Annotated in this window: 13 protein-coding genes; 2 read left to right on the forward strand and 11 right to left on the reverse strand. The window is 55.3% G+C overall.

The window, feature by feature from the left end; all coding sequences use genetic code 11:
* Positions 1 to 11 precede the first annotated feature (11 nt).
* Genes alsE through GNG29_RS04705 form a run of 4 tightly spaced genes read right to left on the reverse strand, consistent with a single transcriptional unit; the run spans position 12 to position 2,722 of the window.
* The gene (gene alsE, locus GNG29_RS04690; RefSeq protein WP_103823961.1) at positions 12 to 689 is read right to left on the reverse strand and encodes a D-allulose 6-phosphate 3-epimerase; all 678 of its coding nucleotides are present in this window, start codon (positions 687 to 689) and stop codon (positions 12 to 14) included.
* A 21-nt stretch (positions 690 to 710) separates the two neighbouring features.
* Positions 711 to 1,973, reverse strand: a complete 1,263-nt coding sequence (locus GNG29_RS04695; RefSeq protein WP_103178395.1) for a PTS ascorbate transporter subunit IIC — start codon at positions 1,971 to 1,973, stop codon at positions 711 to 713.
* 31 nt (positions 1,974 to 2,004) lie between these two features.
* Positions 2,005 to 2,271 carry a PTS sugar transporter subunit IIB gene (locus GNG29_RS04700; RefSeq protein WP_156653959.1) on the reverse strand — a complete coding sequence of 89 codons (267 nt, stop codon included), beginning with the start codon at positions 2,269 to 2,271 and terminating at the stop codon, positions 2,005 to 2,007.
* Positions 2,272 to 2,281: 10 nt separating this feature from the next.
* Positions 2,282 to 2,722, reverse strand: a complete 441-nt coding sequence (locus GNG29_RS04705) for a PTS sugar transporter subunit IIA (protein ID WP_103178397.1) — start codon at positions 2,720 to 2,722, stop codon at positions 2,282 to 2,284.
* Between the two features lie 222 nt (positions 2,723 to 2,944).
* On the opposite strand from GNG29_RS04705, the gene GNG29_RS04710 reads away from it, so the two are divergent.
* Entirely contained in the window at positions 2,945 to 3,997 is a 1,053-nt protein-coding gene (locus GNG29_RS04710; RefSeq protein WP_103178398.1) for a LacI family DNA-binding transcriptional regulator, read from the forward strand.
* A gap of 116 nt (positions 3,998 to 4,113) precedes the next feature.
* On the opposite strand, the gene GNG29_RS04715 is transcribed toward GNG29_RS04710, so the two are convergent.
* The 6 genes from GNG29_RS04715 to uxaC form a co-directional block, all read right to left on the reverse strand.
* Positions 4,114 to 5,025, reverse strand: a complete 912-nt coding sequence (locus GNG29_RS04715; protein ID WP_156653960.1) for an XdhC family protein — start codon at positions 5,023 to 5,025, stop codon at positions 4,114 to 4,116.
* 9 nt (positions 5,026 to 5,034) lie between these two features.
* Entirely contained in the window at positions 5,035 to 7,233 is a 2,199-nt protein-coding gene (paoC, locus tag GNG29_RS04720) for an aldehyde oxidoreductase molybdenum-binding subunit PaoC (protein ID WP_156653961.1), read from the reverse strand.
* A complete protein-coding gene (locus GNG29_RS04725; protein ID WP_156653962.1) occupies positions 7,230 to 8,186 on the reverse strand; it encodes a xanthine dehydrogenase family protein subunit M in 957 nt (318 codons plus the stop codon). Before GNG29_RS04725 ends, paoC begins: the two co-directional genes overlap by 4 nt.
* On the reverse strand, positions 8,183 to 8,872 hold the full coding sequence (gene paoA / locus GNG29_RS04730) for an aldehyde dehydrogenase iron-sulfur subunit PaoA (RefSeq protein WP_103178402.1): 690 nt from the start codon (positions 8,870 to 8,872) through the stop codon (positions 8,183 to 8,185). Before paoA ends, GNG29_RS04725 begins: the two co-directional genes overlap by 4 nt.
* Positions 8,873 to 9,052: 180 nt before the next feature.
* Complete coding sequence (locus GNG29_RS04735) at positions 9,053 to 10,600, reverse strand: MFS transporter (RefSeq protein ID WP_156653963.1); 1,548 nt, start codon at positions 10,598 to 10,600, stop codon at positions 9,053 to 9,055.
* Between the two features lie 14 nt (positions 10,601 to 10,614).
* Positions 10,615 to 12,030, reverse strand: coding sequence for a glucuronate isomerase (gene uxaC / locus GNG29_RS04740; RefSeq protein ID WP_156653964.1), 1,416 nt, complete (start codon positions 12,028 to 12,030; stop codon positions 10,615 to 10,617).
* Positions 12,031 to 12,494: 464 nt separating this feature from the next.
* Here uxaC and uxuA point away from each other — a divergent pair, with 464 nt between their 5' ends.
* Complete coding sequence (gene uxuA / locus GNG29_RS04745) at positions 12,495 to 13,568, forward strand: mannonate dehydratase (RefSeq protein WP_156653965.1); 1,074 nt, start codon at positions 12,495 to 12,497, stop codon at positions 13,566 to 13,568.
* Between the two features lie 110 nt (positions 13,569 to 13,678).
* Here uxuA and GNG29_RS04750 read toward each other — a convergent pair whose 3' ends face one another.
* A complete protein-coding gene (locus GNG29_RS04750) occupies positions 13,679 to 15,502 on the reverse strand; it encodes a glycoside hydrolase family 15 protein (protein ID WP_409201131.1) in 1,824 nt (607 codons plus the stop codon).
* Between the last annotated feature and the right edge of the window lie 43 nt (positions 15,503 to 15,545).

Here is a 15,545-nt window from a genome sequence, read left to right on the forward strand (position 1 = left end):
CACTGCAATTTTCAGGCAGCGACTTCGCGCTGGTAAATATCGACCATTTTATCCCAGGCATCACTCACATTATCCGCCAGGGAGAACAGGCCAGAGGTCCCGACAATAAAGACGTCAACACCGGACTGAGCAATTACATTAAAGGTTTTCTCGTTGCAGGAGCCGTCAATCTCGGTCAGATAGTGGTAACCATGCGCTTCACGCATCGCAATCAATTGTCTGATTTTGTTGAGTGATTCCGGAATAAATTTCTGCCCGGCGTAGCCTGGGTCAACCGACATGACGGTCACTTTGTCCAGCAGATGCGCGTACTCTTTAATGGCATCAGCCGGGGTAGCCGGGTTCAACACCACGCCACAGCGACGGCCCGCATCTTTAATCTGGTTCAGCAGACGGAATATTTTGTTATTCGCCGTCTCCGGATGGAAGCTGATAATATCGGCCCCTGCATCAATACACATCGGAATAATATCTTCCGGGTGGTTCACCATAAGGTGCACATCGATTGGCACATCGGTGATTTTCTTCAGGTTTTCGATAAAGAACGGTGATAGCGTAATATTTTTCACATAGCTGCCATCCATAATATCAACGTGATAAAAATCCGCCCGCCCGTTCATTGCCGTAATTTGTTCTCTGAATTGCGTTAAATCCATACACATTAACGAGGGCGAAAATTTAGCCGCCATACTTACCTCCAAAAGAATCAATTAGTTAAACAGTGATACGACATGCCCAAGAATGATGCCAACCACCCCGAAGTCCGCATCGCCAAAGGTGGTGGATGCAAAGCCAAGGTCGCCCATCAGAGGCAGCAAAATTGCCGGCAAAAATGAAATCAGCAGACCGTGAGCAAATGCACCCACCACCGCGCCGCGGCGACCTCCGCAGATGTTGCCGTAAACGCCCGCCGTCGCGCCGCAGAAGAAGTGCGGCACCAGGCCAGGAACGATGACGCTTAAACCAAAGAGTGGGCACAGGAACATACTCACCAGACCGGCGGCAAAGCTTGACAGGAATCCGACGATCACCGCGTTTGGAGCGAATGGAAAGACGGTAGGGCAGTCGAGAGCCGGTTTGGCGTCTTTCACCAGTTTGTCGGCGATGCCTTTAAAGGCCGGAACAATTTCGGCAATAATCATGCGCACGCCCGCCAGGATGATCCACACGCCTGCCGCGAAGGTCAGCGACTGGATAATGGCGAAGATGATAAAGTTCTGACCACCGCTGATACTGGTTTCGACAAACTCTTTGCCTGCTACCAGCACCAGAATCACGAACAGGATCATCATCGTCAGCGAGATGGCGACCGAGGAGTCACGCAGGAAGTTCAGTGATTTCGGTACCTTCAGCTCTTCAATCGACGGGCTGCCCTTACCGATCGCTTTTCCCACCAGCGCCGACAGCAGATAGCCAGTTGAACCAAAGTGGCCCAGTGCCAGGTCATCAGTACCAGTTATTTTGCGTGTGAACGGCTGCAGAATGGCCGGCGAGACCACCATCATGATGCCGAGGATCACCGCTCCCACCAGCACCACCCACAGGGGTGACAGACCGCCGACTGAGAGGATAACGGCCAGCATCGCCGACATATAGAGCGTGTGGTGTCCCGTCAGGAAGATGTACTTCAGCGGTGTAATACGGGCCAGGACAATGTTAAACAACATCCCCAGGACCATGATCATTGCCGTTGCGGTACCGTAGTTTTTCTGGGCCAGCGCCGCCATAGCATCCGTATTGGGCACTACTCCCTGAATATGGAATGAGTGCTCAAACAGCTGGCTAAAGGTCGTTAATGTCGTGGCGATAATCGCCGCTCCGGATGTTAATATCACAAAACCCATAATGGTTTTGAGGGTTCCGGAAATAACATCGGAAAAAGCTTTTTTCTGCAATAATAAGCCGATCAGGGAAAAGAGACCGACCAGGATTGCTGGTGTGCCCAACACATCATGAATAATAAACTGCAGCATAGAATAACTCCGTAAGGCCGCAAATAATTAATCAGAGATTTTCGGAAAGAATTTCTTTGATTTTATTGTTATCCAGCAGGTTAGATAAGCCAAAGACCTGGGCAGAATGGCTGGAAAGATGTTCGGCAATATCCTTAGCGCTAAGAATAATATCGGCATTTTCACTTTTTGCCGAAGTCAGATCGGTATGAGAAACCTCTGCTTCTTTATTCAGCTCTTTAATTATTTTTTTTACGTTCATTTCGACGATAAAACTGCTGCCTAAACCGTTACCGCAAACAATCAGAACCTTTTTCATCTTCACCTCTTTATCCGTTGATAACAGTTTGAATTGTTTCCAATGTTGATGCTTTCAGCAGTGCTGAGAGTCGTTCATCATTGCTAAAAATCTCCGCCAGGGCGGTAATCATATTGATATGCTCATCTCCTGAAAGTGCACACAACATAATCACAACGTAAATAGGGTCATTCTCGTCGGCGTTAAAAGAAACCCCTTGTTTAATATGTAAAAGCGACAGTCCGTTTTTAATCGCCCCTTGCTCCGGGCGAGCATGTGGCATCGCCAGGCCGGGAGCTAATACATAATAAGGACCCAGCTCCTGATGGCTCTTAAAAATGGCTTCAACATATTCTTCGGTAATCGTCTCTTTCGCTAATAAGGGCTGAGCCGATAACCTAATGGCCTGTTTCCAGTCGCTGACTGAATCCACGATCTGGATATTTTCTACAGGTAGCCAGGTTGTAATCATAAATACCCCGATAGCGTTGAAAGTGAACTTACTATAGTGGAATGACTTCGCGGCTTACCGTGATCTGTATCGCAAAGTTAGCGCTAACACGGCAATAATGTTAAAATCCTTGTTACCGCTAACTTTATTATCAATACTTGTAATTACTTTGCAGTTGGGCAATGCGAAAAACGCTAAACATCATTTACAATGGTTGCCCAGTCAGGCGAAAGGAGGAGATCAGTGCAGACGTTAGAAGCGGACGATAGCGCGAGAGAAAAACGCAGGAAAAACACCGGTAAAATTACGCTCGCTGAAGTTGCAAAACTGGTCGGCGTTAGCACGATGACCGTGTCGCGCGCGTTACGTATGCCTGAAAAAGTGAATCCTGAACTCCGTAACCGCATCGAAGCGGCAGTGAGTGAGCTGGGCTATGTGCCCAATCTCCAGGCCCGTAGCCTCGCCTCCGCTGACTCCAGCCTGGTGATGGGCGTGGTGCCCTCATTTTCTTCTCCGGGCTTTCTTGCCGTCTCCGAAACCCTGCAGACCGTGCTCGCGACTCAGGGCTATAGCATGATGTTTATTGAGTCCAGTCAGGGAGGGCAGAGCGAAGAGCGCGCTTTTGCGCAAATGCTCGCCTATAACCCGGCGGCGATTGTTCAGTTCAACATTGATAACATCAGCAGTTGTTCGCAAATGATCAGTAACACCGGCGTGCCGGTGGTTGAAATTGGTGCCATCAATCGCGATGCGAGCTGGGTCAGTATTGGCGTTGACTATGCTGCTGCCATCAAAAAGCTGGTCACATCGCTTGTGCAGGCCGGATATAAGAATATCGGCCTGCTTTGCACGGCGTCCAATAACATTATGTTTCGCCAGGTACTGAGCGGCTGGAACAGCGCCATGCTCTCCGTTAACCACTCGCCCCACCGTGTGGTGACTTCTCATCTGCCCGCAGGTATTACGACCGGTTTAAACCTGCTGGGCGATATTCGTATTACCTGGCCAGAGCTGGATGCGCTGATTTGCACCTCTGATGAAATTGCCTGCGGCTGCATTATGGCCTGCCACGGTGCAGGGCAAAAAGTGCCTGACGCCCTGGCTCTGGCAAGCCTGAGCGGGGGGACCCTTGCCGCAGTCTGTTCCCCGGCGCTGACGGCGGTTGAATTCCCATGGAGTGAGACGGGAACGGTCGCAGGGAAAACGTTGCTTGATCTACTGGCTGGCAAATCGACAGATAAAGCCATCGAATTACCCTCAACGTTACAAGTTCGCGCCAGCACCAGAAAGCAGTAAGGCCGGTACCCTGGTTATGCCGCCGCATACGACAGGATGACGGGTGGTCACTGGCATTCCCGCCATGCTTATTCGCCGCTCACGACCAGCAGCATTTGACGCCAGATCCTGGTGGATCACCGCGTGTGGGCCCTTACCGCCGCCACGTCCGCCACCACCGACAGCGCCAGCGTGTTAGCATCCCGCGCCTGGGGGAAGATGCCAATCGGGGCCTTAATCCGCGCGATATCCGCATCTTTCCAGCCCAGCTCACGCAGTTTGCCCACCCGCCGCTGGTGGGTGCGCTGGCTGCCAAGGGCACCGATATAAAACGGCGCCGCTCCCAGCGCGGCCTGTAACACCGGCAGCTCCTTGTGCTGATCGTGCCAGAGCAAAATCACCGCCGTGTCCGCATCCATCAGCTCAACCGTGGGGGGATTGCAATACACCTCGTATCCCGCCGCCTGCGCCACATTGGCTGTCGCCTGCGCCTCCACCGACCCGCCATAGATCAGTAGCCGCGGGCAGGGGCGATAGCCCTGCTCGAAGCGATCGTCCTTCCAGCCTGTCCTGGGTGTCCAGGGCGCCGACTGCAAGGATTGGGAAGAGGGGAGGTAATGCAGTCCCACCGGTTTACGCTGGGCGAGGCTGTTCAGCACCGCCAGCAGCGGCTGTACCGTGCGCACTTTATGGATGTTCAGCGTGATCCCGCCGCCGCAGGGGAGCACAATATCGAACCACGGCGATCCCTCGCCATACTTCACCTGACGGTCCGTGCCGCAGGCGAGGGTCTCCAGTGCCTCGTACGCGGCAGCGGCCTCCACGCAGCCGCCGGAGACATAGCCGCAATAGAGCCCGTCCTCGCGAACGGCCATCTGCGCCCCCAGCGGCCTTGCTGCGCCGCCGCGGATCTCCACCAGGGTCACCAGCGCCACCGCCATGCCTGCCGTAAACGCCTCCGCCGCGAAGCGCAGCAGCGCCACGCTGTCGTCGGTAGCAAAAGCCTGCTCGGGGATAATCTGTTCACTCAGCGCAGCGCCTTGCAGCATGCTCTCTCCTTACACCACATCGGGTAGCGCATCGATCAGTTTATCCAGGGTGATGGGATACTCCCGCACCCGCACCCCCGTGGCGTTATAGATCGCATTGGCGATGGCCGCCCCGACGCCACACAGCCCCAGTTCACCCACCCCTTTGGCCTTCATCGGCGAGGAGATGGGGTCGGTATCGTCGAGGAAAATCACCTTCTGTTCCGGGATATCGGCATGGACCGGGACTTCATACGCCGCCATATCGTGATTAACGAAGTAGCCAAGACGGGTATCCACCGCCAGCTCTTCCATCAGCGCCGCGCCGAGCCCCATGGTCATCGCGCCAATTACCTGGCTGCGGGCGGTTTTCGGGTTGAGGATCCGGCCTGCGGCACAGACCGCCAGCATGCGGCGGACCCGGACTTCACCTGTCGCCATATCGACCGCCACTTCGATAAAGTGACCGGCAAAGGTCGACTGCTGATACTGTTTATCCAGATCGCCAAACTCGATATTGTCTTCGGCGGTCAGCGTGCCGTTGGCTGCGGCCTCGCGAATGTCCGCGCTGCGGGTATCAAGAACGATCTTCCCGTCGCTGAACTGCGCCTGGTCCGGATCAAAACCGAGGTTCGTGGCAATGGTATGGCGTAACTTCACGCAGGCGGCGTAAACCCCCGAAGTGGAGGTGTTCGCCCCCCACTGGCCGCCTGAACCGGCCGATACCGGGAAGTTCGAATCACCGAGATGCACCGTCACCTTGTCCAGCGGCACGCCCAGCATCTCTGCCGCCGTCTGGGCAATGATGGTATAGCTCCCGGTGCCGATGTCCGTCATGTCGGTTTCCACCGTCACGTTTCCGTCCGCGTCCAGATGTACCCGGGCACCCGATTTTTCTAACAGGTTATTGCGAAAACCGGCCGCCATGCCGTAGCCCACCAGCCAGCGTCCGTCGCGGACCTGGCCGGGCTTTGCGTTGCGCTGCTTCCAGCCGAACTCTTCGGCGCCGGTACGCAGGCACTCGATAAGCTGACGGCGGGAGAAAGGGCGGTTGGGATCGGCCGGATCGACCTGAGTATCATTGAGAATGCGAAATTCGACAGGATCGATGCCCGCTTTCTCCGCCATCTCATCAATGGCGATCTCAAGCGCCATCATGCCCGGCGCTTCGCCGGGGGCGCGCATGGCGTTGCCCTCGGGCAGATCCAGTTTTGCCAGCCGCAGGCCGGTATGACGATTGGCGCCCGCATAAAGCAGTTCGGTCTGCTGCACCGCCGTCTCCGGCGTGCCGCCGGGCAGATTGCCGGACCAGCTGTCATGGGCGATGGCGGTAATCTTGCCCGCCTTGTCGGTCCCGATGCGAATATGCTGGATGGTCGCCGGGCGGTGAGTGGTGTTGTTGGGAATTGTCGGGCGCGACAGCATGACCTTTACAGGGCGCTTCAGGGTGCGGGCCGCCAGCGCGGCCAGCAGCGCATCGCTCCTAAGGAACAGCTTGCCGCCAAAGCCTCCGCCGATATAGGGGGAGATGATGCGCACGTTCTCCTCGGGGATCTTCAGCGTCGCCGCCAGATCGGTGCGGCACCAGGCGACCATCTGATTGGAGGTCCAGACGGTCACCTTGTCGCCGTCCCAGACCGCCATAGAGGCATGCGGCTCCATCGCCATATGGCTCTGATCGGGGGTGGTATAGGTCACATCTATCTTCACCTCGGCGGCGGCAAAGGCGGCGTCAACATCGCCGACGTTTTTGTCAGGTGTCTTCTCCGGGGGCTGGTTGACGGCGGGTTTTTCCTCTGCCAGCGACCAGGCGCCCTTTTCACGGCGGTACTGGACCTGCACCAGCGACGCCGCGGCCCGGGCCTGCTCGAACGTCTCTGCCACCACCAGCGCAACGGCCTGATGGTAGTGCTCTATTTTCGGGTCGCCCAGCAGAGTGGCCGTATTTCTCTCGCCTTTGCCGAGCTCGCCAGCACTGCTGGCCGTGACGACCGTCAGCACGCCTGGCGCGTTTTTCGCGGCCAGGGTGTCGATGGCGGCAATCTCGCCTTTGGCAATCGCCGATCCGACCACATAGCCATAGGCCGCATTGGGCGCGGTGTCGTGCCATTCGTAGGCATAGTGCGCCTTGCCGGTGGTTTTTAGCGGGCCGTCGATACGGTCATGGGGCTGTCCAACCACCTTTAACCGATCGATTGGGTTTTCCCCTGCCGGTTTCTCAAATTTCATACCTGAGCCCTCGCTTCTGTCAGCACGGAGGCAAGCGTTCGCTTCGCCAGGGTAAGTTTGAACCTGTTTTCAGCCGTCGGATGCGCGTCGGCAAACAGCGCGTCATACACCGCCTGTGCCCCCTGGGGGAGTTGCGCATCGGCCTGCGCCATCCGCCAGGGTTTATGGGCGACGCCGCCCAGCGCGACGCGGCCGGTGCCATCGGGCTGGACAATCGCAGCCACCGAGACCAGCGCAAAGGCGTAGGAGGCGCGATCGCGAACCTTACGGTAGATGTGTTGCCCGCCCACGGGCGGCGGCAGGGTGACGGCGGTAATCAGCTCGCCGGGCGTCAGCACGGTCTCAATATGGGGCGTCTTCCCCGGGGCACGATAGAAATCGGCGAGGGGGATGTTGCGCGTTTTTCCGTCTGCATTGATGGTTTCTACCACCGCGTCCAGCAGGCGCATCGCGACGGGCATATCGCCGGGATGGGTGGCAATGCAGGCTTCGCTCCCCCCGACGACCGCATGCTGACGACTAAAACCTTCCAGCGCCGCGCAACCGCTGCCGGGAAGGCGTTTATTGCAGGGTTGGTTCGTATCGTAAAAGTAGGGGCATCGCGTGCGCTGCAGAAGATTGCCCGCCGTGGTGGCCTGGTTGCGCAACTGACCAGATGCCCCGGCCAGCAGCGCTCTGGAGAGCACGGCATAGTCGCGGCGCACGCGCTCATCTGCAGCCAGATCGGTGTTACGCACCAGGGCGCCGATGCGCAGCCCCCCCTCGTCAGTGGCATCAATCTTATCCAGCCCCAGGCCGTTTACGTCGATCAGATGCCCAGGGGTCTCGATTTCCAGCTTCATCAGATCCAGCAGATTGGTGCCGCCCGCGATAAATTTGGCGCCAGGTGTGCGCTGGGCGCTGGCGGCGGCTTCAGCCGGGGTTTTTACCCGCTCATAGGTGAAGGCTTTCATGATTTTTCCCCTCCGGCGACATCCTCAATGGCAGCGAGTATGTTGGCGTATGCGCCGCAGCGGCAGATGTTGCCGCTCATGCGCTCGCGGATCTCCTGGGCATTCATTTCGGGAGGAGAGACCAGATCGAGGGTCACATGGCTGGGAATGCCCTCTTCAATCTCTTTCAGCACCGCCACCGAAGAGCAAATTTGCCCCGGCGTACAGTAGCCGCACTGATAGCTATCGTGTTTAACAAACGCCGCCTGCATAGGGTGCAGATTGTCAGGAGTGCCCAGCCCCTCGATGGTAGTGATATCGGCGTTCTGGTGCATCACGGCCAGGGTGAGGCAGGAGTTAATCCTGCGCCCGTCAACGATGACGGTGCAGGCGCCGCACTGTCCGTGATCGCAGCCTTTTTTGGTGCCGGTCAGGTGCAGGTTCTCGCGCAGGGCATCCAGCAGGGTGGTGCGGGTATCCACCTCCAGCTGCTGCGCCTCGCCATTGACGCGAAACGTTACCGGCATTTTCTCCGGTGCGGGTGTGACGGCGGATTCGCCCTCGGCCAGGGCGGAACAGGGATAGACCGCCGCGGTCGCCGCCGCGGCGGCGCTGGCTTTTAAAAGGTCCCGTCGGGACAGGCTAAAATCGTGTTGTTCGTGCTTCCCGAACTCACCATCTTCGGGGTATTCGCCTTGGTTGCTCATGCCAGGCCTCCGGTATGCAAAGGGGAAATAACGGTCAAAGAGGGCGCGACGTTGTCGTCTTTTTTTAAACGTTAAGCATAGACGGCGATGTTGGTGGGATTATTCTTAAATCCAGCAGGGGGTTAAACAGGGCAGGAAAGGGTCGGCAGCGGGCGGGGCAAAGCCTGCTGCCGACGGGGGTTAGCCGTTCAGCGCGGAACCGGGCGTCGCAGAGGTCACATACTCTGCGGACACGGGATTCCACAGCTCGTCATAGGAATAGCCCGTAAGGTCTTCCACGACATGGCGAGCCTCGGGCGTGACATCCTGTTTGCGGCCATGTGCCTTCAGGCGTTCAATTTCATCTACAAAGATCTTGTGCGTGCGCTTGTTCAGATGGAAGGTGAGCGCCTGCCACAGGGCAATAATCAGCAGACCGGCGGTACCCACAAACAGCAGCAGGGCGATGGTGTTGATGGCTTCCTGTGGCTGAACCTGGCTCCCTTTCACGAAGCCGCCGCTCTGCAGGAACAGACCCACCGCAAAGGTCGCAATGGCGACCGTAGTCTTACGGGAGAAGGTCATTACCGCCGCAAACAGCCCTTCACGACGCTGACGCGTGATCATTTCGTCGATATCCGGAATAAACGGGAAGACGTTCCACGGGGTAAATTCCAGCACGCAGCGGCCCACCTGATAAACCCCGGCGAGGATCACCAGCAGCATCACTTTGTGGTCTGTCGGGAACTGATAGACCAGGAAGAACCCGCCGAGACAGAGCAGCATGACAGAGTAAGCAAAGACATAAAGACGTGACGGGCCATATTTGATGATTGCCACGCCTGCCGCCAGCGTAACCGGCAACCCGACGATGCTCATAGAGAGCAGGGAGCCCGCCAGCGAGGAGGAAACGCTCAGACAGTAGACGCAGAAGAAGACGAAAACCGTGTTGTAAACATCCTTGGCGGTAAAGGAGAAAAGATAGATGGCGAGGTGTTTACGGAACGCGCGAACCTTCAGCGTTGAAGCGTACTCCTTAAACAGATTGCCTACGGCGGCGAGTTGCTCAGCGGCTGTTTTTGCCTGTGGCGCTTTTTTCATTTCTGCCAGCATTTCTGGGGTTAACTCTCGTTCCCATGTAACTTTCCAGGAGATAAACACGCAGACGGTGAACAGCACGGCAAACACCACGCCGTTGATCAGATAAGCATCGGCATTGTGATCGCCCAGCCAGCCAATCAGCATGCCTGGAATAAAGGTCGCGAGGAACGTTCCGGAGGCTGACAGGAACATACGGCAGGTGGAAAGTTTGGTACGGTCGTTAAAGTCTTTGGTCATTTCCGACGGCAGCGTTTCCCATGGGATCAGCACCATTGCAGCAATGATTTCAAAGGCCAGATAGACGGCGAGATAGAACCAGAAATTCATCCCGTTCAGCCAGAGCAGAATATAAACCAGCATCAGCGGCGCACCGATCAGCAGAAAGAACCGCCGGCGACCAAATTTTTTGCCCAGGTAATTTTTATAAAAATGATCCGTAAAACTGCCCATAAACAGGCTGACGATCGCGTCGACAATACGGGCGATAGCGACGATAGAGGCTGCTTCAATCGGCGACAGACCGACAAAGGTGGTATAGAAGAAAAGCAGCCAGGCACCAATAACGGTAAAAGCCCCGCCACCCATGATATCTGTCAGACCATAGCCGATACTGACAGGAATAGTGACTTTTCTCTTCTTAAGCGACATAGGTTATTCCTGCCTCAGGCTTGAGCAAAACAAAAATAGCGGCGTGCGTTTTCAACACAGATGCCGCGAATCATGGAAGCAAGGATCGCTTCATCTTTCGGGACTTCCCCTCTCTCTACCCAGCCGCCAATCAGATCGCAGAGGATCCGGCGGAAGTAATCGTGACGGGTATAGGAGACGAAGCTGCGGGAGTCGGTGAGCATGCCGATAAAATTGGCCAGTAAACCCTGATCGGCCAGGGTGTTAAGCTGGCTAACCATGCCGCGGCGCGTATCGTTAAACCACCAGCCGGAACCAAATTGCAGCGGGGACTTCACGCCCTCTTCACCGCTCTGGAAATTGGCGAGGGTGGAGGCGACCACGTCGTTGTAGCTGGCGTTAAGGTTATAGAGGATCGTTTTTGGCAGACCGTCGTTTTCAGCCATGGCATTGAGCAGGGCGTTCAGGCTCCCGGCGAGATGGGGCTGATCGCCAATTGAATCAAAACCGCTGTTAATGCCGACTTTGCGGAACATCGGCATGTTGTTGTTACGGATCGCACCGAAGTGAATCTGCATCGCCCAGCCGCGCTGTTTGTACATTCTGGCAAGCGCGACAAAAATGAGGCTATCCCACGCCTGGCGTTCATTTTCCGTCAGCGTTTCACCCGCCAGTCGGCGTTGGAACAGCGCTGCTTGCGCGGTTTCATCGAGACAGCAATAGTGCACTGCCAGCGGCCCGTGATCGGAAATTCGGCAGCCCACGGAGTGGAAGAAATCAATGCGTGACGCCAGTGCAGCCAGGAAGTGTTCGAGTGACGCGATCGATATGTCTGTTTTCTGCGCCAGCCGTTCGACAAAGGTCAGGAAGCGATCCGGGTCCGTATCGAACAGTTCATCCGGGCGGAAGGTGGGCAGGACGAGAGTGGCAAAATCGCTCTGCGCTGCCAGTTGCTGATGGTAGTGCAGATCGTCAAGCGGGCCATCGGTAGTGCACAGCGCTTCAACGTTAGAGCGGCGAATTAATGCCTGGGGTAAAAAATCACTGCCACGTAACTGTTCATTACAGCGGCGCATAATTTCACGCCAGTTTTTGCTGTTGAGGGTGTCGTCGATATTAAAATAGTGCTTCAGTTCGAGATGGGTCCAGTGGTAAAGCGGATTGCCAAAACTGGCTTCAACGGTTTGCGCCCAGGCTTCGAATTTTTCTTCCGCACTGGCATTACCGGTAATTTTCCGTTCAGGGATCCCATTCGCGCGCATGGCACGCCATTTGTAATGATCGCCCTCCAGCCATAGCTGATTCATATCGGTAAAGGGTTTATTTTCCCATATCGCTTTTGCATCAAGATGACAATGATAATCAATAATGGGTAGCGATTTTGCCAGTTCAGAATATAGCTTCTGCCCTGTGATGTTGTTGATCATAAAGCTATTATTAATCAGTGACATAAAGTCTCCGTGAGCGCAGTTTTTTATAACCTATACACCGCCCTTTTTGGCCGAAGCAGGCCAACGGCGCATGTTTTATGCCATAAACATTAAACCTCTCACGGATTACAAGTCTACTACCATACAAGTATAAATAAAAAAGTGTGACTCATATCATAGTCATCAAATGTTATTTATTTGTTCTTTTTGGAGAGGGTTGTGTTTATTTGTGCATTTCTGAATGTAAATAGCAGAATATATATTACATAATGCTTTTCTTATTAAAATCTTTCACAAAATAACAACCTTTCCTGAAAGGGTTATTTCTTCTAACGGGGGAGGCAGGCTTCCACCGCGTTGCAGGGTAAAAGAGACGTTATTTTTCCGGCGAGGCTTGATCTCATAAAAATTACTGAATATGCTTTTTAATACTAGTATGGCACTTATTCAGAACGCGAAAACGTAACGACAAAGGTGGAAGCAAAATGCAGATGACAATGCGCTGGTTTGGGCCTCAGGAGGATAAAATTCCCCTTGAGTATATTCGACAGGTGCCCGGGGTTGAGGGTGTCGCGGGGGCATTGTATGACGTTGCGCCCGGAGAGATCTGGCCGGTGGAAAAAATTAAGGCTCTGGTAGAGCAGGCTCATACCGCAGGGTTAACGATGGAGGTGATCGAAAGCGTCAACATCCACGATGACATCAAAATCGGCACCCCCGAGCGCGACCGTTACATTGAGAACTACAAACAAACCATCCGTAATCTGGCGGGTTTTGGCGTAAAGGTTATCTGTTATAACTTCATGCCGGTCTTTGACTGGATGAAAACAGACATGAACTACCGCCTTCCGGATGGCTCCCTGACCATGGCATTCGAAAAACAGGGGATAGATAAGACCCTGGAGGAGGTGGTGAAGGAGGTTCTGGATAATTCGAATGGTTTCGCGTTGCCAGGATGGGAACCGGAGCGTCTGGCCAAAGTGCAGGAATTATTTGCTCGCTATAACGGCGTGGATGACGACAAGCTGCGTGAAAACCTGTTTTACTTTCTGCGTGAAATTATTCCTGTTTGTGAAGAAGTTGGCGTGAAAATGGCGATCCATCCCGATGATCCTCCGTACTCTATTTTCGGACTGCCGCGAGTGGTGAAAAATTACACCGATCTGGCAATGATTTGCGATGCGGTTGACTCCCCCTCTAATGGGATAACGCTGTGTACCGGCTCTATTGCTGAAGATCCGGACAATGACGTGTACGAAATTCTGGCCGAATTCACCCGCCGTAAGCGTCTCCATTTTGCCCATGTGCGTAATATTAAGTTAATTAAGGATAAAGACTTCTACGAGTCTGCTCATCCTTCCCGGTATGGTTCACTGGATATGTATCGCGTTATGCAGGCTCTGCATGATAACGGTTTCGATGGCTATATCCGTCCGGATCATGGCCGCTTTATCTGGGGTGAAGAGGGCCGCCCGGGCTACGGTCTGTACGATCGTGCATTGGGTGTCACTTACCTGATGGGGCTGTGGGAAGCGCTGGAAAAGAAAAACAAAAATTAACTGAAAAGCGTGCTCACCTGGTGACGGCATTTCATGCTTGTCTGTTTTTGAACAGACAAGCATGATGACAGACTGTTATCCAGCGCGCTGGCGTACCACTTCCGCTCTCGCTATTTATCCTTCCGGCGATCGCTGATGGCCTGCGCCGCGCAGATCAGCGCCAGATGGCTTAACCCCTGGGGCATGTTGCCAACCCATTCGCCGGTGCGGGTATCGAACATCTCATTAAAGGTTTCGACATTGCCGCGATGGCACAGGGTATTGAGAATTTCATCCATGTTCGCTTCCGCCAGCGCCGGTTCACCCATGGAGGCCCAGGCTTCAGCCAGCCAGAAGGCGCAGGCGATAAAGGTGCTCTCCTCCTGTTCAACGCCACTGTAGCGGTAGATCATTGCGCTGTTATGGCCCAGTTCGCGATAGATCGCCTCATAGGTGAGCTTCATGCGCTTCGGGTTGACCTTCACACCGTAGCGTGACACCAGGGTGAGTGACGCATCAAGCAGTCCACCATCGCCGCTGTAAAAGCAGTAAGACTGATGGGTTTCGGACCAGCAGTGCTCTTCAATCCAGTCGCGGATCCTGTCCCGCTCCCGCGCCCAGCGCGCTTTCCATGTGGGTTCGATATGGCTGCCCTCCGCCAGTACCACGGCGCAGTCCAGCGCCAGCCAGCAGGACATTTTTGAGTGGGTATAGTGCCGCTCTTCCGGCAGTTCCCAGATCCCCGAATCCTTCATGCGCCAGCGATCGGCGCACTGATTGGCAAGATGCCCTAAAAAGCGCGACGTGCCCGTATCCAGAATATGGCCCGCCTCGACGAACAGTTTTGCCACCCCCAGCATATCGCCATACATGCTCAGCTGACGCTGGGTGCGGGCGTTATTGCCCAGGCGTACCGGCTGCGAATCCCGGTAGCCCTGGAGCTCCGCGTACTTCTCTTCCGGCACCAGCTCGCCGTCGAGGGTGTAGCAGGCCCGCATCTCCGGGCCGTGTTTGATGATGGTTTTCGACAGCCAGGAGAAGGCCGCCTTACACTCTTCAAGGGTGCCAAGATAGGTAAAGGCTTTGATGATCAGGCAGGCATCGCGCACCCAGGCAAAACGGTAATCATAGTTTTTACTGCCACCGGGCCCCTCCGGCAGAGAGGTGGTGGCCGCCGCCGCCAGCGCGCCGGTAGGAGAGTACCAGAGGAACTTCAGCGCCAGCGCGGAGCGGATAACGTGATCTTTGTACAGGCCATCATATTTCAGCCCCTTCACCCAGTCCTGCCACGCGGTGTGGCTGGTCTCAATGCGGTTATCAATCGCCTCGATATCGGGCACCGCCAGCGGCTCACTCTGCGTCACCAGCAGAGCAACCACCTCCCGGCTCCCCTTTTTCAGAACGATCTCCGCCTCGACCTCTTCATCATCGGCATGGGTAATGACTACGTTTTCGCTGGTGTGCAGCATCGCCATCAGGTCGCCAATATGATAAACGCTGCCCTTGAAGGTATCGGAGCGCCAGGGCGAGCGGGTTTCGATCATCGTTCCGAACCGCAGATGAAGCCTGAACGTCACGGTGCCGCGCAGGCCTTCCAGACGGCGCGCCAGCTCACTCCAGGGCAGGCGGCCTGCCAGAGTACTGTTAATGGATTCGGTTAACAGAACCGTGCCACCTTTCGTCTCATAGCGGGTTTCCAGAATGTTGCTGTCATCGCGATAGGCGCGCGAGACGGTGTATTCATCCGCAGGTGTCAGGCTGAAAAAACCACCGATGTTGGGATCCAGTAACCGGTCGAAGAGAGGCGGGGAATCGAGATTGGGCGCGCCCCACCAGTCGATCGAGCCATCCGGGGCGATGAGCGCTACCGAGCGTCCTTCGCCGATAGCAGCATAGTCCCCGAGGCCAACGAACCCGTTATCACGTTGGGGCATGTCGTATTTCGCATTTTTCAAATGAGCGATCCCTTTTCTTTGATGAACATAAAGCCTGGCATAA

Origin of the sequence: Leclercia sp. Colony189, from assembly GCF_009740165.1 — a bacterium.
GTDB lineage: Bacteria > Pseudomonadota > Gammaproteobacteria > Enterobacterales > Enterobacteriaceae > Enterobacter.